The organism is Telluria sp. Soil_C_11 (assembly GCF_057657395.1).
Genome location: NZ_JBDGIN010000010.1, coordinates 44,320 through 58,513 on the forward strand (window position 1 = coordinate 44,320; position 14,194 = coordinate 58,513).

At 55.6% G+C, this 14,194-nt stretch carries 10 protein-coding genes; 7 read left to right on the forward strand and 3 right to left on the reverse strand.

Translation table 11 applies throughout. The annotated features are described in order from the left end of the window. The first annotated feature begins 98 nt into the window (after nucleotides 1–98). Entirely contained in the window at nucleotides 99–1,352 is a 1,254-nt protein-coding gene (locus AC3A6M_RS17010; RefSeq protein WP_487853909.1) for a TnsD family Tn7-like transposition protein, read from the forward strand. Here the strand turns inward: AC3A6M_RS17010 and AC3A6M_RS17015 are convergent. From AC3A6M_RS17015 to AC3A6M_RS17025, 3 genes are read right to left on the reverse strand one after another with little or no spacing between them, the layout of a single operon-like run. Beyond that, entirely contained in the window at nucleotides 1,349–2,911 is a 1,563-nt protein-coding gene (locus AC3A6M_RS17015; RefSeq protein WP_487853910.1) for an ATP-binding protein, read from the reverse strand. The two genes, AC3A6M_RS17010 and AC3A6M_RS17015, sit on opposite strands and share 4 nt — an antisense overlap. Then, a complete protein-coding gene (locus tag AC3A6M_RS17020) occupies nucleotides 2,901–5,291 on the reverse strand; it encodes a hypothetical protein (protein ID WP_258850365.1) in 2,391 nt (796 codons plus the stop codon). Before AC3A6M_RS17020 ends, AC3A6M_RS17015 begins: the two co-directional genes overlap by 11 nt. Beyond that, nucleotides 5,278–6,207, reverse strand: a complete 930-nt coding sequence (locus AC3A6M_RS17025) for a PDDEXK family nuclease (protein ID WP_487853911.1) — start codon at nucleotides 6,205–6,207, stop codon at nucleotides 5,278–5,280. Before AC3A6M_RS17025 ends, AC3A6M_RS17020 begins: the two co-directional genes overlap by 14 nt. A gap of 481 nt (nucleotides 6,208–6,688) precedes the next feature. Here AC3A6M_RS17025 and AC3A6M_RS17030 point away from each other — a divergent pair, with 481 nt between their 5' ends. From AC3A6M_RS17030 to flgB, 6 genes are all read left to right on the forward strand, one after another. Beyond that, nucleotides 6,689–7,015, forward strand: coding sequence for a hypothetical protein (locus AC3A6M_RS17030; protein ID WP_487853912.1), 327 nt, complete (start codon nucleotides 6,689–6,691; stop codon nucleotides 7,013–7,015). A 112-nt stretch (nucleotides 7,016–7,127) separates the two neighbouring features. Next, nucleotides 7,128–8,435: a TolC family protein gene (locus tag AC3A6M_RS17035; protein WP_487853913.1), complete on the forward strand. Its 1,308-nt coding sequence runs from the start codon at nucleotides 7,128–7,130 to the stop codon at nucleotides 8,433–8,435. After that, a complete protein-coding gene (locus AC3A6M_RS17040; RefSeq protein ID WP_487853914.1) occupies nucleotides 8,432–9,658 on the forward strand; it encodes an efflux RND transporter periplasmic adaptor subunit in 1,227 nt (408 codons plus the stop codon). The genes AC3A6M_RS17035 and AC3A6M_RS17040 overlap by 4 nt, the downstream gene beginning before the upstream one ends. 11 nt (nucleotides 9,659–9,669) lie before the next feature. Beyond that, on the forward strand, nucleotides 9,670–12,840 hold the full coding sequence (locus AC3A6M_RS17045) for a CusA/CzcA family heavy metal efflux RND transporter (RefSeq protein ID WP_258850360.1): 3,171 nt from the start codon (nucleotides 9,670–9,672) through the stop codon (nucleotides 12,838–12,840). Between the two features lie 219 nt (nucleotides 12,841–13,059). Next, nucleotides 13,060–13,524, forward strand: a complete 465-nt coding sequence (locus AC3A6M_RS17050) for a DUF6328 family protein (RefSeq protein WP_487853915.1) — start codon at nucleotides 13,060–13,062, stop codon at nucleotides 13,522–13,524. 11 nt (nucleotides 13,525–13,535) lie between these two features. Beyond that, nucleotides 13,536–13,982 (forward strand): flagellar basal body rod protein FlgB, encoded by a 447-nt coding sequence (gene flgB / locus AC3A6M_RS17055; protein WP_487853916.1) that lies wholly within the window; start codon nucleotides 13,536–13,538, stop codon nucleotides 13,980–13,982. The last annotated feature ends 212 nt before the right edge of the window (nucleotides 13,983–14,194 follow it).

Below are 14,194 nucleotides of genomic sequence, written 5' to 3' on the forward strand. Positions count from 1 at the left end.
GCTAGTTGTATTTCAGACTGTGCTTGATAAAAATCTTTCCTCAAATTTACACAGGAGTTCCAAATGAAATCCTGTATAGCCACTTTGAGTTATCGCAAATGCAAGCTGGTGAATCCACATATTATGGCGTGATTTCAATAAGACTTATTCGGCGCAACATGAACAAATCTGAAGAATTAAAAGGTGAAGTGTTATCGTTTCTACCGATGTTTCTCCCGGGTGAAACTTTATATAGCCTCTGCGCCAGATTCCATTCCATGAGCGGAAACCGACTGGCATCGACCACTAGCTGTCAACTATTTGGAGTGCGTGATGCAGCTATGCTGCACGATTTTCCAGCTCATTTGTCCACGTTCGAAGCACGGACCAGAGGGCTGCTCGGGAATGTCTCCTATCTATCTCATAACCGAACTTTACTAAAATTTTACGCTCCTTATCAGCCGGAAAAAAGAATTAACGCCGGCGTCGAAGCATTGGCGGGGGCAGGAATCGATCGTTTAAAATTCCGTCTTGGTCTGCCATCAAGTCGCATTGGTGCCGCGCATCCGCTTAAAGCATGTGTTGCATGCATGCGGGAAGAAATTAATACGTATGGCGGTGCCTACTGGCATCTGCTTCATCAGCATCCTGCCGTCTGGATTTGTCCAAAGCATAATGAACTGCTTATGCGGTCGACAGGAAAATCGAGGACGCTCAACAAGTTGCAATGGGTTCTGCCACATACTATAGGCGACGATGAATGGAAATATCTTCCCGTTCAGCTAAGCAATCAATCACTATTGCTTACACGTTTGGCCGAATTCGCAGCTGGAATTCTATCTTGCGCTAATTTAGAACTTGAGCCACATTCGTTAAGGCAAAGTTACCTATGTGGAGCAAAGGCAGCAGGGTGGCTTACGAGGTCTGGAAATGTCCGCTTCAGATATGTGCGACAAGAATTCTTAAGGCAAGCAGCAGAGCTTAGAGCCATTCCGGAATTTAGTTTTATCGAATCTGTGAACGGAAGCAGCGGTGGATTTCTCGCGAAACTGCTTCGCAATCCACGATCACATTTGCATCCGGCGAAGCACTTTCTGGTAAAAGCTTTGTTGTTTGAAGATTGGCCTAATTTTTGGGACTGCTACAGTGAAATGGTCGAGGTTTCATGTAAGTCTGCAATGGTGCCTTCCACTGATCCGCGCGCCGATCCCCGAGTCGATGCACTACTAATGCTTGTTGCGGCAGGTGGAAAGTCTCTAGCCCAAGCGGCAAGGGATCTCGATCTACCTTACGACGTTGCAAGATACTGGTTGAAGCGCGCGGGTATTATATACGTATGCCCCGCGAGGCCCTCTAAGAGTAAGATGAATTAAGTTAATTTCTTTGGGTTGAGCAGATCTTTCAAGCCTGCTATTAAAGTAGCACCGACTCCATCTCCTCGGATATCGTCTGGCCCCAACTTCTCTTTCTTCTCAACAGCTTTCTTTTGTCTGTTAGTTTTACGGGTTTGCTCAGCTTTTAGACGCTTAGCTACCGGGTGCTCGCTTAGTGGGGGAGCGGAGCGCTCAATCTTTGAAGAGCTTTTATCCTCGATGTTGCCGGCGCCAGGGCTTATTTTTGTTCCTTCTGGAGACTGATCCGGAATCGCCCCGGACTTCGTTCCAGTCGTTTCGTAGGGTTGCTTTTCAGTCAGCCATATCTCTAGAAAGCGCTCGACGGGTACATCGTTGCAAGTACGAAGAATGTTTGGATCTCGGTTGACCAGTCCATTGATTAACGGATGGTTTGCAACCATTCGAGAGCTCAAAAAGGCAGCATTAATGTGTTTGGGAAGCACCTCGCTCTTTCCGGACCTCAGAGCAATAAGCTGACTTTCTGTGTTCAGACGTACTACAAAGTCCGTTATGCCACCACTATAGCAAAACGCGACGTCCCGGAAATATTCATGTGCTTGCTCATTTTGACGCTCCATGATATTGAACGAGAGGGTATGCTCGACAATATTTTGAAAATCGTCATCTGCGCCGTTCAAAGATGGAAGCATTTCAAAAACCCCTCCACTCGACAGTCTTCTTATATTCTGGGACGATTTCTCCAGTTCGGTAAAGCCCAATGGGTTTCCTATTAAAACTATTGGAATCCCGAAGTTGAGAATACGTAGGAAGAAGGTTGTCAACTGGCTACGCCATTTCGAGTTGTTGAAATTCTTTTCTTGGACTTCCTCTATAATTAACATGCCGCAAAGATGAGTGCTTAATATAACTCCGACGACGATGGCTAATTTATCGATTGAAAACCTTCCGGAGTATTGTTTCGCGTAATTTGTATCAATAAGTCTGTCCACCTCCATGAGAATGGATGTTAAGAAGCCGTCTCTGCTTCCGTCGTTGCTCATATCTACTTTAATCCATGATAATTGCCTAACATATTCAAATCCTGGTATCACTCCGTTCGCATGTTCGCATATCTGCTGGCTGAGCAAATCGGTATAGCGATTAGTAATTGCGCTCTTTCCTGTTCCAGTTATGCCTTTGATAATCATGCCACGTGCAGAGGTACTTAACCAGGGCACCGAGGCGGAGTCGAAATCCTTCGATTTGGTGAACTGTGCAATTTGAAATCGATCCCTCCGGGCTTTTGGATTGGCAGGATGTCGATGCCAATAATGTTCCCGATGAAGGTTTTGGAGAGCAGCGACAATATTAATGCCGCTAGTAGTAGGTACAAAATTTTGCTCGTATAGGACAAGCAGTTCCTCCCTGGCTGAAGCGTCTAAGCGCGCAAGTTCACAGCCTTCGAGTGGCCGGTTTATGAGCCGATGCGGAAGATGTTGGAATGAGATCCTCGGTCCTAAAGGATCAAGGAGTGGGTTTTCGCCGTAGATGGAGTCCAACGGGCTTGCAGTTGCTATACCGTTTTCATTATTGGTCATTCTGTCCCCGCATAAATCGTCTTAGTGCTTTGAGCGCTGGATTCACGATTTCGTCATCTGGTTCGTCAACCAAGTCCACATGTTGTGCCCGATCATTCGCGTTGACGGACTTGTTTCGTGCTTTTTTAGGTTCTATCTCCGGCAAAGAGCTTGACGGTGTTTCCTGAGAAGCAGAGTGGGACAGTTGCGTCGCTAACAATGCTGCTTCGTCCTGCCTGTTTTTACCGATGTCACGATAGTGATCAGCCTTGCTCATTGGCTTAGCTAGTGATTTCAATTCGCCCTGCTTTTCGGCCTGCGCCTGACTAAGCATTGCTTGTCGATTCGTGACGATAGCCATGCGCTTCTGCTCGTCCAGCCCACGGTTTTCCAGTTCTATAATCTTGTCCTCATCCTTCATAGCAACTAGATCCGCGATAGTGGCTTGGTTGTACAAGATCGGATCAGGATGGATATTTCTTAGTTCTGCCAAGCCTCGCTCCATCTGAAACCACACAGACCGCGGATCTGTTGGATCGGATCGAACTGTAATTTTGCGGTGCCCTTTGCGTCGCGCTTGCTCGAGAAGTCCCGATTCAACAAGGCAATCTGCCATATATCTTGCATTCGGGATTCGTTCACTCCGCTCGCCACGATCTTCTCGAAGCAGGTATACCCCCGACTCGGTCAGCGTCGCTGGTACGGAAGGGTAAAGATGCGCACGAAGTGTGACGACGTCGGGAACAAAATCGACTACATAACCTCGTTCAATAAGCCAGCGGTAGATTGAAATCCGAGTCGGTACTACCTGTGCACGTCGCATTTCGGAATTTAGAAGATGTGGGACCTGTTCCTCGTTGTTGTGATACAAGATCTCGCGGATCAGTTCACGCATGTATTCAAAATAATTGACGCAAGCATTGATTGCTGGATGAGGTTTCCCGCGCCGACGTGGCTGGCCAAGGGTTGTGCCGTCCAGTTGATGATCGAGTCGGGCATGCAGAAGATGGTGCTTAGATTCAGCCACGCCGTTAAATTGTGGCTGACCGCTAGGAATGTTATCGATACTAGCGCCGAACTGGTCAAGTGCTTGCCGGCTCAGTTCATTCCGATATTCGCCATTGTCGCCCAGATAGGTGCGGGCGGCGCAGGCAGGCCACTCATCTTCAGTGATCGTTACGCCGAACCGTGCGCAAAAATCAACTTTGCTCGAAGCCCCATGTGCTACCGCTAAGAGAAAAGTTCGCGCAGAGGGAGCGTCGAAGCCGCAATGCAGGCCGATAATAAGATTACTTCTGCTTTCAGTAATCAAAAGTCGGTTAACTGGGCCCACGGTTTTAAGGCGCGATGTCACCGATTTTAAGTATGCGTCATTCGTGGTTGTGTCACAAACTGCCTGCATTCCGACCGCGGTCAATCCGTCTCCAGCACTGCCCGAGATTCCGCGATATTTTTTCGCCCAATCTATTTCGCCTAGTTGTATTCTCGAGGCAGTTAGACGTGGATCGCCTGCCGGTCCCCATCGTTCGAATTGCGCAGGGGTTGGCCGAAGATCGCTATGCAAAAGGATAGGCATCTGTATGCCGTTCTGGACTTCCCATCGTTCGCTGTAGAAAACCCCCATGGTTTCAAGATATGCCTGCGGTCTGGTCCTTCCTTCGCTTAGAAAGTATCGCCAACCGTAGCTAAGCTTCTCCTTGTCATCGTCAGACAGGAAGTACCCTTTGTTTGCATTGACGTCAACTCTCGCTTTTGCGTTCGGTCTGCCCAGTTTCGTTTTTTGGCTGCGCTCCTTACCAGGTCCCCCAGAGCGCCAATAATCAGGGATGAGAGCATTTTTTGAGGAATTTCCTGCCCAGTAGCTATGCAGGTCGTCGTAGAGTTTCGCTCGGGATCTCTTGGTCAGTTTCGCTTGTTCGTTGACCCATACAGTGGCTAAGCCGCACTCCAGTATCTCTCCGGTTGAGTGCGATTTTACTAATCGTTCAAGTATCGCGTATCTTTGGTCTCTTCGGTCAATGATCGGACAAGATCCGTCTTTATTTGAGTATCTAGCGCGGATCTCTGCGTCGCTCAACATGACAATTGCAGGTGGGGTGAGCTCGATCTTGGTAATTTTTTTATCGATCAGCAGTTTTACGAGATCGCTGTATGCAAGCGAGGTTGGCGCCCTAACGTGTCGGCCCCCATCTCCTACTACTGGAAGCCGAATGACCCATGCCGTGTTGTGTGCCGGATTTTTGTGAATAATCCGAAATGTTGGGCGCTCGATCATGCTATCCGAGCCAGTTGACGCGTACACGTCTCCGATTCGTAGCTGCTCATTCATGTTCTGCCCGACGCACACTTCGTGTCCGCTGGCGTTAGTCTTGTCCGCAGTTGAGGTCTCATGGGCCTGCATGGTCAACCTCTCCAAATAATTCACGTTGCAAGAGTGATCGAATGCGTGTTCCTCCCGTCAGGGCGGGCTGCGTCATCAACAAGGGCTGTGTCAGGTCTATATCGAGCTCTTGCATCCACGTAAAGTAGCGAAAGGCAGAGCAACCGAGCTTCCTGGTCCACCCGAGATGCTGTCGGGCGTCCTCGATAGCTTCATCGATAGAAATAGAAAATGCTTTTTCATTTAAACGATCATGAAATTCGCCTAAATGCGGATCCTTGATGAGTTCGGCCACTACGTGTTCATCAGGCATCAGCCAGTCCAAGTTTGCGAGCAGTTCGTTACCGAACACTTCGCTATCGACGACTACATGTCGAATTTTTATATAGTTGCTGTACAGCCGTTCCAGTTCAAGCCGCTCTAGTGGCCTCGATAGCCGATCGTCGTTCAGTACAATTTCGCGGTCTTTGCAAGCGATGGCAATCAAGTCGGGTACCTGTTTCCTCTGTACCGTGACCATAAAATCCGTCGTTGCGACATAGGGGAGGCGGGTGCCGACGAAAACTCCATGCGGAATGGCAGCCTTTTCGGCTAGCTCCAACAGTCCTGGAGCATCAGGAAGGACAAGCTGTTCGGCCCCGGGCGCCCCAACGAGCGGGTGAGTATGTGGCCAGGGCCAGAGCGGGAACTGTTCCCGAACGTCCACTGCTCCAAGCCACAGAAGAGCTCGGGCGATTTTCTTTTCCTGGCGAGACTTGAAGTCACATGAACGCTTCAGGCCATAAAGTACTCTTCCGGAAGACTGTGTGCCGATCTTGCTAATTGCTGATCGAGTATTTTTCAACCATGGACGATAGTTTTCGCCATGCCCTTGTCCATAACCGGCACTGAGCATGTTGATCAGCTTTTTTTCTGTCATTCTCGTTCGGCGGGCCATTTGTGCGTCCTACAGGGAAGGAACACGTGAATAGACATCAAGCATGACTGGATGTTCCAGACTCTACAGGCGTCGCAGTAAGTACGGCGCAAGGGACACGCATCGACTCTGTCGCGGTATTTTGCTTGCTCTAGAGCACATTGAACCTATAGGTCGCGCAGAAAGACCCAGCGACGGTAGTAAATTTCCGGTGCGCACCCTACCGAACAAGCTAGTCTTTCAGAGGCAGTCCATTGCGGGTGCCGAGATTTGGCTGAGCTGCTCCCCGAATAGCAATGTGTTAGGCTCAGGGTCCGGGGTTTTGTCGTCCCAACGTAGGGCATCTCAACATACACGGACGATTGGTGTCCCCTTTGGGGGAAGGCCTGCGAGCGAGGATCTGGACGTTGCGCAAACAGCGATTTACCGTGTCCCTTGGTTCATAATGAGATATACTCACCGGACCATGGCCCGCCGTTTCGTTCTCATCTTGCTAGCAGTGATGACTTTCCAGTTCACCTGGAACGTCGTCAGTGCCTATTGCATGCACGAGGCCGGCCGAGCGTCGAATCACTTTGGTCATCACCAGCACAACAGCAGTGCCGACGAGTTGTCACTGGCTGCCAAGGACAAGTCTCCCCTGACCAAGAAGGTCACTGCGCACGACGCTCACTGCGCTTACGTGCACATTGCGCTCGCAGCGCCGGATCTTGCTGAGTCTTGTTTCAAGATGGAGAACGCCAGCGACGCGGTCGCCACCGCGCTTGTTTCTCCCGATTCCGTAGTTCCTTCCCCTCCATATCGTCCCAAGTGGACCGGCCGCGCCTGATCCTGCGGCTGACCTTTTTGCGACTTTCCATCTGAAACGCATTTCCGCGCACCGTTGACGGTGCGTGGGGGCTGCCGCCGGCTATTTTCCCTTAATAGTCTTCGGAGTCATCATGCAATCCAAGCACATTGTGCTGGGAGCGACGGTCCTGCTGCTGCAGGCCGCGTTTCCGGCTGCCCATGCTATCGGGCAGCAAAGTATCTCTACGCCTGTTGTAGCGGCACCCCAAGTGGCCGTCTCGGCTTTACCGCTCACGCTGGATCAAGCGATTCAGCTGGCCCTATCCGCCAACCCGGCCTTGCGGTCCGCTACACGATCGATCGGTATCGCCGACGGTGCGGTACAACAAGCGGGCGCTCGTCCAAACCCAGAGCTGTCTGTCCTCTCCGAAGGAACGGATCGCAACACGCGCACCGAAACGACCCAGATCAATCAGGTGATCGAGTTGGGTGGCAAACGCGCCGCACGCATTGCGGCGGCCGAACAGGAGCGCAACGTCGCCATCGACGACGTGAATGCGAAACGAGCAGAACTGCGCGCCGATGTGATTACCGCTTATATGGACGCGCTGACAGCGCAGGAGCGGCTCACACTGGCCCAGGCGTCTCTTGAACTAGCCCATAAATCCACCGATGTCACCAGCAGGCGCGTCACTGCGGGCAAGATCTCGCCGGTCGAGCAGACCCGCTCGAGCGTCGCCGAGGCTGCGGTGCGGCTGGAACTGGCCCAGGCCGAGGCCGACCTGGCACTGGCCAAGCGCCGGCTGACCGCCCTGTGGGCCAGCCCACGTCCGCTCGACCAGCCGCTGCAGGTGCCCGACACCTTCGGGCGCTTGCCTGCCTGGCCTGAGCTGTCGGAACGGCTGGCGAGCTCGCCGCAACTGCGCCGTGCGCAGTCGGCGGTAGCAGGGCGTGACGCTCAGGTCAAGCTTGAGCGGGCGCAGCGCATTCCGGACGTGACGGTCACGGTCGGCTCTCAGCGCGAGCGTGAGCTCGGCCGCACCCAAGGCGTGATCGGCCTGTCGTTGCCGCTGCCGCTATTCAATCGCAACCAGGGCAACATCCTCTCGGCGCTGCGCCGTGCCGACCAGGCCCGCGACGACCTCGAGGTCGAACAGCTACGCCTCACCCAGGTGCTCGCCGATGCCTACCAGCGCGCCGAGGTGGCGTCGACGCAAACAGTCACCCTGCGCGACCAGGTACTGCCAGCGGCCCAAAGCGCTTACGACGCTGCGGTGACTGGTTTCGAGATGGGGAAATTTGCGTTTACCGACGTACTCGACGCCCAGCGCACGCTGTTCCAGACCAAGACCCAGTACCTGCGCGCGCTCTCCGACCGCTACCGCTCGATCGCAGACATTGAACGTTACGTCCCGGTCGCGGACGCCGGCGTGAATTCCACTGAAAGAACATCCAAATGAAGTCCATCAATCAAAACAAATCGACCAAGACCGTGGTGGCGATCGTCGCCGTCGGCATGGTACTCGGTGCCGCCATCCTGTTCTGGAAGAAGGAGCCAGGCGAGGCTGCCGGCGCCGAAAGCAAGAAGGAAGTACCGCAGGCAGTAGCCGGCAAAACCGCACCAAAAGAAGGGGGCGAGCACCATGCGGGCGAGGAAGGGCTCGTACGACTGACGCCACAGCAAATCCAGCAGGCGGGGATCAAGCTTGCAACGGCCGCTCCGGAGACGATCGAAGCGTCCGTACAGTTGCCTGGAGAAGTCCGCTTCGACCAGGATCGCACCGCGCACATTGTGCCGCGCGTCCCCGGGATCGCTGATTCGGTGCAAGCGGAGCTCGGCCAGACAGTCAAGAAGGGCCAGGTGCTGGCTGTGATCTCCAGTCCCGAGTTGGCAGAACTGCGCAGCACGTTGAACGCGGCAAGGACGCGCCTGGACTTGGCGCGCACTACCTACGCGCGTGAAAAGAAACTGTGGGAAGACAAGATCTCGGCGCAACAGGATTACCTGCAGGCGCAACAGGCCTATGAAGAGGCGCGGATCGCGGCGAACAATGCGCAATCCAAGCTGAGCGCGCTGGGCGTCGGGTCCGGCAAGGGCCCGCTGAACCGCTATGAATTGCGTGCACCTTTCGACGGCGTCATCGTCGAAAAGCACATCAGCCTGGGCGAAGCCTTGAAGGAAGACGCCAACGTGTTCCTGCTGTCGGACCTGTCGCATGTATGGGTCGACGTCGTCGTCACGCCTAAGGACTTTAACGTCGTGCGGGTCGGCGAAACCGCCACCGTCAAGGCGGCCGCTGCCGACCTTAGCGCGACCGGCAAGGTGACCTACGTCGGCGCCCTGGTCGGAGAACAGACCCGCTCCGCAACCGCCCGCATCGAGCTCATGAACCCGTCGCTCGCGTGGCGCCCCGGCCTGTTCGTCAATGTGTCGCTGGTGCAGAGCGCCAAGCGCGCCGCCGTCACCGTGCAAAGCGATGCGCTACAGACGGTGGAGGACAAGCCGGTTGTGTTCATCCAGGCACCGGAGGGCTTCAAGGCTCAACCGGTTGTCGTCGGTGCGACCGATAAGGACCACGTGGAAATCCTGCAGGGTTTGTCCGCTGGGACGGTGTATGCCACCACCGGTAGCTTTGTCCTGAAGGCGGAGCAGGGTAAAGGCAGCGCCGAGCACGAGGATTGAGGAGCACAACCATGTTTGAACGAATCATACGCTCCGCCATCGAGCATCGATGGATCGTCATGTTGGCCGTGTTTGCAATGGCTGCCATCGGCGTCTACAACTACCAGCGGCTGCCGATCGACGCGGTCCCTGACATTACCAACGTCCAGGTCCAGATCAATACGTCAGCCCAGGGCTACTCGCCGCTCGAGGTCGAGCAGCGCGTCACCTATCCGATCGAAACCGTCATGGCCGGGCTGCCTGGCCTGGAACAGACCCGCTCGCTGTCGCGTTATGGTCTGTCGCAGGTGACCGTCATCTTCAAGGACGGCACCGATGTCTTTTTCGCTCGCCAACTGGTCAACCAGCGGATCCAGGAAGCGAAAGAAGGCTTGCCGGAAGGCGTCACGCCGAACATGGGGCCGATTTCGACTGGCTTGGGTGAGATTTACCTGTGGACGGTCGAAAGCGCGCCCGGCGCCAAAAAGCCGGACGGCACGCCCTACACGCCGACCGACTTGCGCGAGGTCCAGGACTGGATCATCAAGCCTCAGCTGCGCCAGGTTCCCGGCGTCACCGAAATCAATTCGATCGGTGGTTTCTCGAAGGAGTATCACGTCACGCCAGACCCGGCCAAGCTCAGTTCGTATGGCTTGACCATGAACACGGTGGTCGAAGCGATCGAGCGGAACAACGGCAACGTTGGCGCCGGCTATGTCGAGCGCCGCGGTGAACAGTTCCTGGTCCGCGCACCGGGCCAGGTTCGTACCCTGGACGACATCCGCAACACCATCGTCAGCAATGTGCGGGGCGTGCCGATCCGTGTGCGCGATGTCGCGACCGTCGGTCTGGGGCGCGAGCTGCGCACCGGTGCGGCAACGGCCAACGGCAAGGAAGTGGTGCTGGGCACGGTCTTCATGCTGATCGGCGAGAACAGCCGCGTGGTGGCACAGGCCGCGGCCGACAAGATGGCGGAGATTAACAAGACACTGCCGCCGGGCGTCAAGGCAGTGCCGGTCTACGACCGTACCGTCCTGGTCGACAAAGCTATCGCCACCGTGAAAAAGAACCTGATGGAAGGCGCGATTCTGGTCATCGTGATCCTGTTCCTGTTCCTTGGGAACATCCGCGCGGCGATCATCACGGCGCTGGTCATTCCACTGTCGATGCTGTTCACATTCTCGGGCATGGTGACCTACAAGATCAGTGCCAACCTGATGAGTCTCGGAGCGCTCGACTTCGGCATCATCATCGACGGTGCGGTCGTTATCGTCGAGAACTGTGTGCGGCGCCTGGCGCATGCGCAGGAGCACCACAAGCGCGAGCTGACCTTGAACGAACGCTTCCATGAGGTGTTCGCGGCAGCCCGCGAGGCGCGCCGTCCGCTGCTGTTCGGCCAGCTGATCATCATGGTGGTCTACCTGCCGATCTTTGCGTTGGCCGGCGTCGAAGGAAAAATGTTCCATCCGATGGCTTTCGCCGTGGTGCTGGCACTGGCCGGCGCGATGATCCTTTCGATGACCTTCGTGCCGGCCGCGGTTGCACTGTTCATTGGCAAGCGCGTCGCGGAGAAGGAAAATCTCCTGATGAGCAAGGCCAAGGACTGGTATGCGCCGGTGCTGGACAAGGTGCTGCGTAATGGCTCAGTCGTGCTTGCATCCAGCGCCGTGCTGGTGGTCCTGTCCGGCCTGCTCGCCGCGCGCCTCGGGAGCGAGTTCATCCCCAATCTGAACGAGGGCGACCTGGCGATCCAGGCCTTGCGTATTCCGGCGACCAGCCTTTCCGAATCGCTGGCCATGCAGGAGAAACTCGAGACTGGCCTGAAGGCGAAGTTCCCGGAGATCGACCGCATATTCGCGCGTACGGGCACAGCCGAGATCGCCTCCGACCCTATGCCGCAGAACATTTCGGACGGCTACATCATGCTCAAGCCCGAATCGCAATGGCCGGCGCCGAAGAAGACCCATGCCGCGCTTGTCGAAGCGATCCAGAAAGAATCCGAGAAATACGTGGGTAATGCCTTCGAGTTCTCGCAGCCCATCCAGTTGCGTTTCAACGAACTGATCTCTGGCGTGCGAAGCGACGTTGCGGTCAAGGTCTTCGGCGATGACATGGACGTGCTGGCGAAGACTGGACAGCAGATTGCCGAAGTACTACAGAAGATCCCTGGTGCGGCCGAGGTCAAGGTCGAGCAGACCGGCGGCTTGCCGATGCTGTCGGTGAATATCGATCGGGAAAAGACGGCTCGCTACGGCCTGAACATCGCCGATGTGCAAGCGGCCCTCGCTACAGCGACGGGCGGACGCCAGGCCGGCACCATGTTCGAGGGCGACCGCCGTTTCGACATCCTGGTGCGCCTGCCCGAAGAGCTGCGTAGCGACATCGATGCATTGCGCCGCCTGCCGATCGCGCTGCCGTTGGGCGAGAGCGGCACAGCCTCCTACGTTCCGCTCGGCGAGGTCGCTGAACTGGTGTTCGCACCTGGCCCCAACCAGGTCAGCCGCGAGAACGGCAAGCGCCGCATCGTCGTCAGTGCCAACGTGCGCGGCCGGGATGTCGGCAGCTTCGTCCCTGAGGCGCAGGCAGCGATCGCCAAGTCGGTCAAGATCCCGGCCGGCTACTGGACCAGCTGGGGCGGCACTTTCGAGCAGCTGCAGTCGGCGACCCAGCGTCTGAAAGTGGTCGTGCCGCTGGCACTGTTCCTCGTGCTCACGCTGCTGTTCGTCATGTTCGGCAACCTGAAGGATGGATTGCTGGTATTCACCGGCATTCCTTTCGCACTGACCGGGGGCATCGTCGCACTGACGCTGCGCGGCATTCCACTGTCGATCACGGCGGCGGTCGGCTTCATTGCCCTGTCCGGTGTCGCAGTCCTGAACGGCTTGGTGATGATTTCCTTCATCCGGTCTCTGCGCGAGGAGGGTATGCCGCTCGACGATGCGATCGTCCAGGGCGCGCTGACCCGCCTGCGGCCAGTCTTGATGACTGCCCTCGTCGCCTCGCTCGGCTTCGTGCCAATGGCACTGGCCACCGGCACCGGGGCAGAAGTGCAGCGCCCGCTCGCGACCGTCGTCATCGGCGGGATCCTTTCCTCGACCGCGCTGACGCTGCTGGTGCTGCCTCTGCTGTACCGGCTCATGCACCGAAAAGATGAAGAAGAGGTCGAGGTGCAAGCCGGGAAGGACACCGTGGCAGCGCTTTAGTGCATGCATCGCTTGAGCAGAGCTGGCGGGCGTTCGGCTCGCTGGCTCTGCCGGGCCCGCTAGCGCATTGGACAGGATGGCACCAAGCAGCTGCCATGACGATACCGGTTGAGCTTTAGGAGTTCGAGCACGATGACTAGTCAATTTAGCGAGGCGACTCAGGTCAAACCAGTCGAGGACTGTTCGAGAGCTGTGTTCAATGGACACGACGAAACGGACATGACGGAGATGCTCAATGAGCTGCGCATCCTGCTTCCCGGTGCGCAACTCTTGAATGGCTTTCTCATTGCATTGCCTTTCACCTCGGGCTTCCGCCAAATCGTCCAGCTGGAGAAATGGATATTCATGGCGACTTTCCTGTGCTCGCTATCGAGTCTGATCCTGTTTACTGCTCCAGCCGTACAGCATCGCGTGCTGCGCCCGCTTGAGGATCGCGTGCATTTCAAGGATGTCGCAAGCATACAGATGTTGACGGGGGCATTTTTTCTCTCTCTGTCCCTGGTTCTATGTGCGAGTTTGGTGATTGCGGAAGTCGTTGGTCACCCGGCAGGCCTCGGTGTGGGCGCGGTGTTTGCCTCAATGATCCTGGTTCTGTGGTGGCTGTATCCGTGGTTCTGGAAAAGGCGGAATTCGATTCCGGCAGCTTCGTCGTCGAAACAGAAAACTCTGTTTGACGATACCTGAAAGGAGGAGAGATGGACGGCATCAAAAATGGTGTGTGCGCCACATCGGCGAGCGCCGCATCGGATAAGGACGATTTTTGGAAAAGAGCGCTTCAGGTGTCGGAGCGGCGATTGAACGTTCTCGCGTCGAATATCGCCAATGCCGATACCCCGAACTATAAAGCGCGTGACATCGACTTTCGAGCGGCCATGCAACAAGCGCTGCTCGAAGCCGCACCTGCAACCGATGCCGCCGACAAGACACGCTGTCGTGCCGGCGTCAGCAATAGTCAAAGCGAGCTCGAAATATTTTCCAGCTATCGCATCCCTGTACAACGTTCGGTGGACGGGAACACGGTCGACATGGACACGGAACGAGGTGCGTTTGCCGAACAGGCTGTCAAGCATCAGTTCTTGCTGCAGAAGGTGGCTGACGAATATCGGGAAATGGATTCAATGCTCAAGAATTTAATAGGCTGAGAATTTTGAGAGCCAAGGTGATTATTCCAGGGATGATTGTCCTGCATGGTCTGGCCGCTTGCGTCACGTATCGGCCCGACGATTTGGGAACGTAGACCGGGTATGTACAGAAAATATACCCATCAAATGAGACTCCCACCGATCACCCTGAATGCCTGGTGTCGCTCACAGATGACCAACGCTCCTCAGGGCGGTATATCGAAGTTCAGTTC

Excerpts from the sequence above, each read along its gene's own strand:
- AC3A6M_RS17050 (WP_487853915.1), top strand. The coding sequence starts at position 13,060 with ATGACGGAGATGCTCAATGAGCTGCGCATCCTGCTTCCCGGTGCGCAA.
- AC3A6M_RS17025 (WP_487853911.1), bottom strand. The coding sequence starts at position 6,207 with ATGGCCCGCCGAACGAGAATGACAGAAAAAAAGCTGATCAACATGCTC.
- AC3A6M_RS17030 (WP_487853912.1), top strand. The coding sequence starts at position 6,689 with ATGACTTTCCAGTTCACCTGGAACGTCGTCAGTGCCTATTGCATGCAC.
- AC3A6M_RS17010 (WP_487853909.1), top strand. The coding sequence starts at position 99 with ATGCAAGCTGGTGAATCCACATATTATGGCGTGATTTCAATAAGACTT.
- flgB (WP_487853916.1), top strand. The coding sequence starts at position 13,536 with ATGGACGGCATCAAAAATGGTGTGTGCGCCACATCGGCGAGCGCCGCA.
- AC3A6M_RS17040 (WP_487853914.1), top strand. The coding sequence starts at position 8,432 with ATGAAGTCCATCAATCAAAACAAATCGACCAAGACCGTGGTGGCGATC.
- AC3A6M_RS17035 (WP_487853913.1), top strand. The coding sequence starts at position 7,128 with ATGCAATCCAAGCACATTGTGCTGGGAGCGACGGTCCTGCTGCTGCAG.
- AC3A6M_RS17015 (WP_487853910.1), bottom strand. The coding sequence starts at position 2,911 with ATGACCAATAATGAAAACGGTATAGCAACTGCAAGCCCGTTGGACTCC.
- AC3A6M_RS17020 (WP_258850365.1), bottom strand. The coding sequence starts at position 5,291 with ATGCAGGCCCATGAGACCTCAACTGCGGACAAGACTAACGCCAGCGGA.
- AC3A6M_RS17045 (WP_258850360.1), top strand. The coding sequence starts at position 9,670 with ATGTTTGAACGAATCATACGCTCCGCCATCGAGCATCGATGGATCGTC.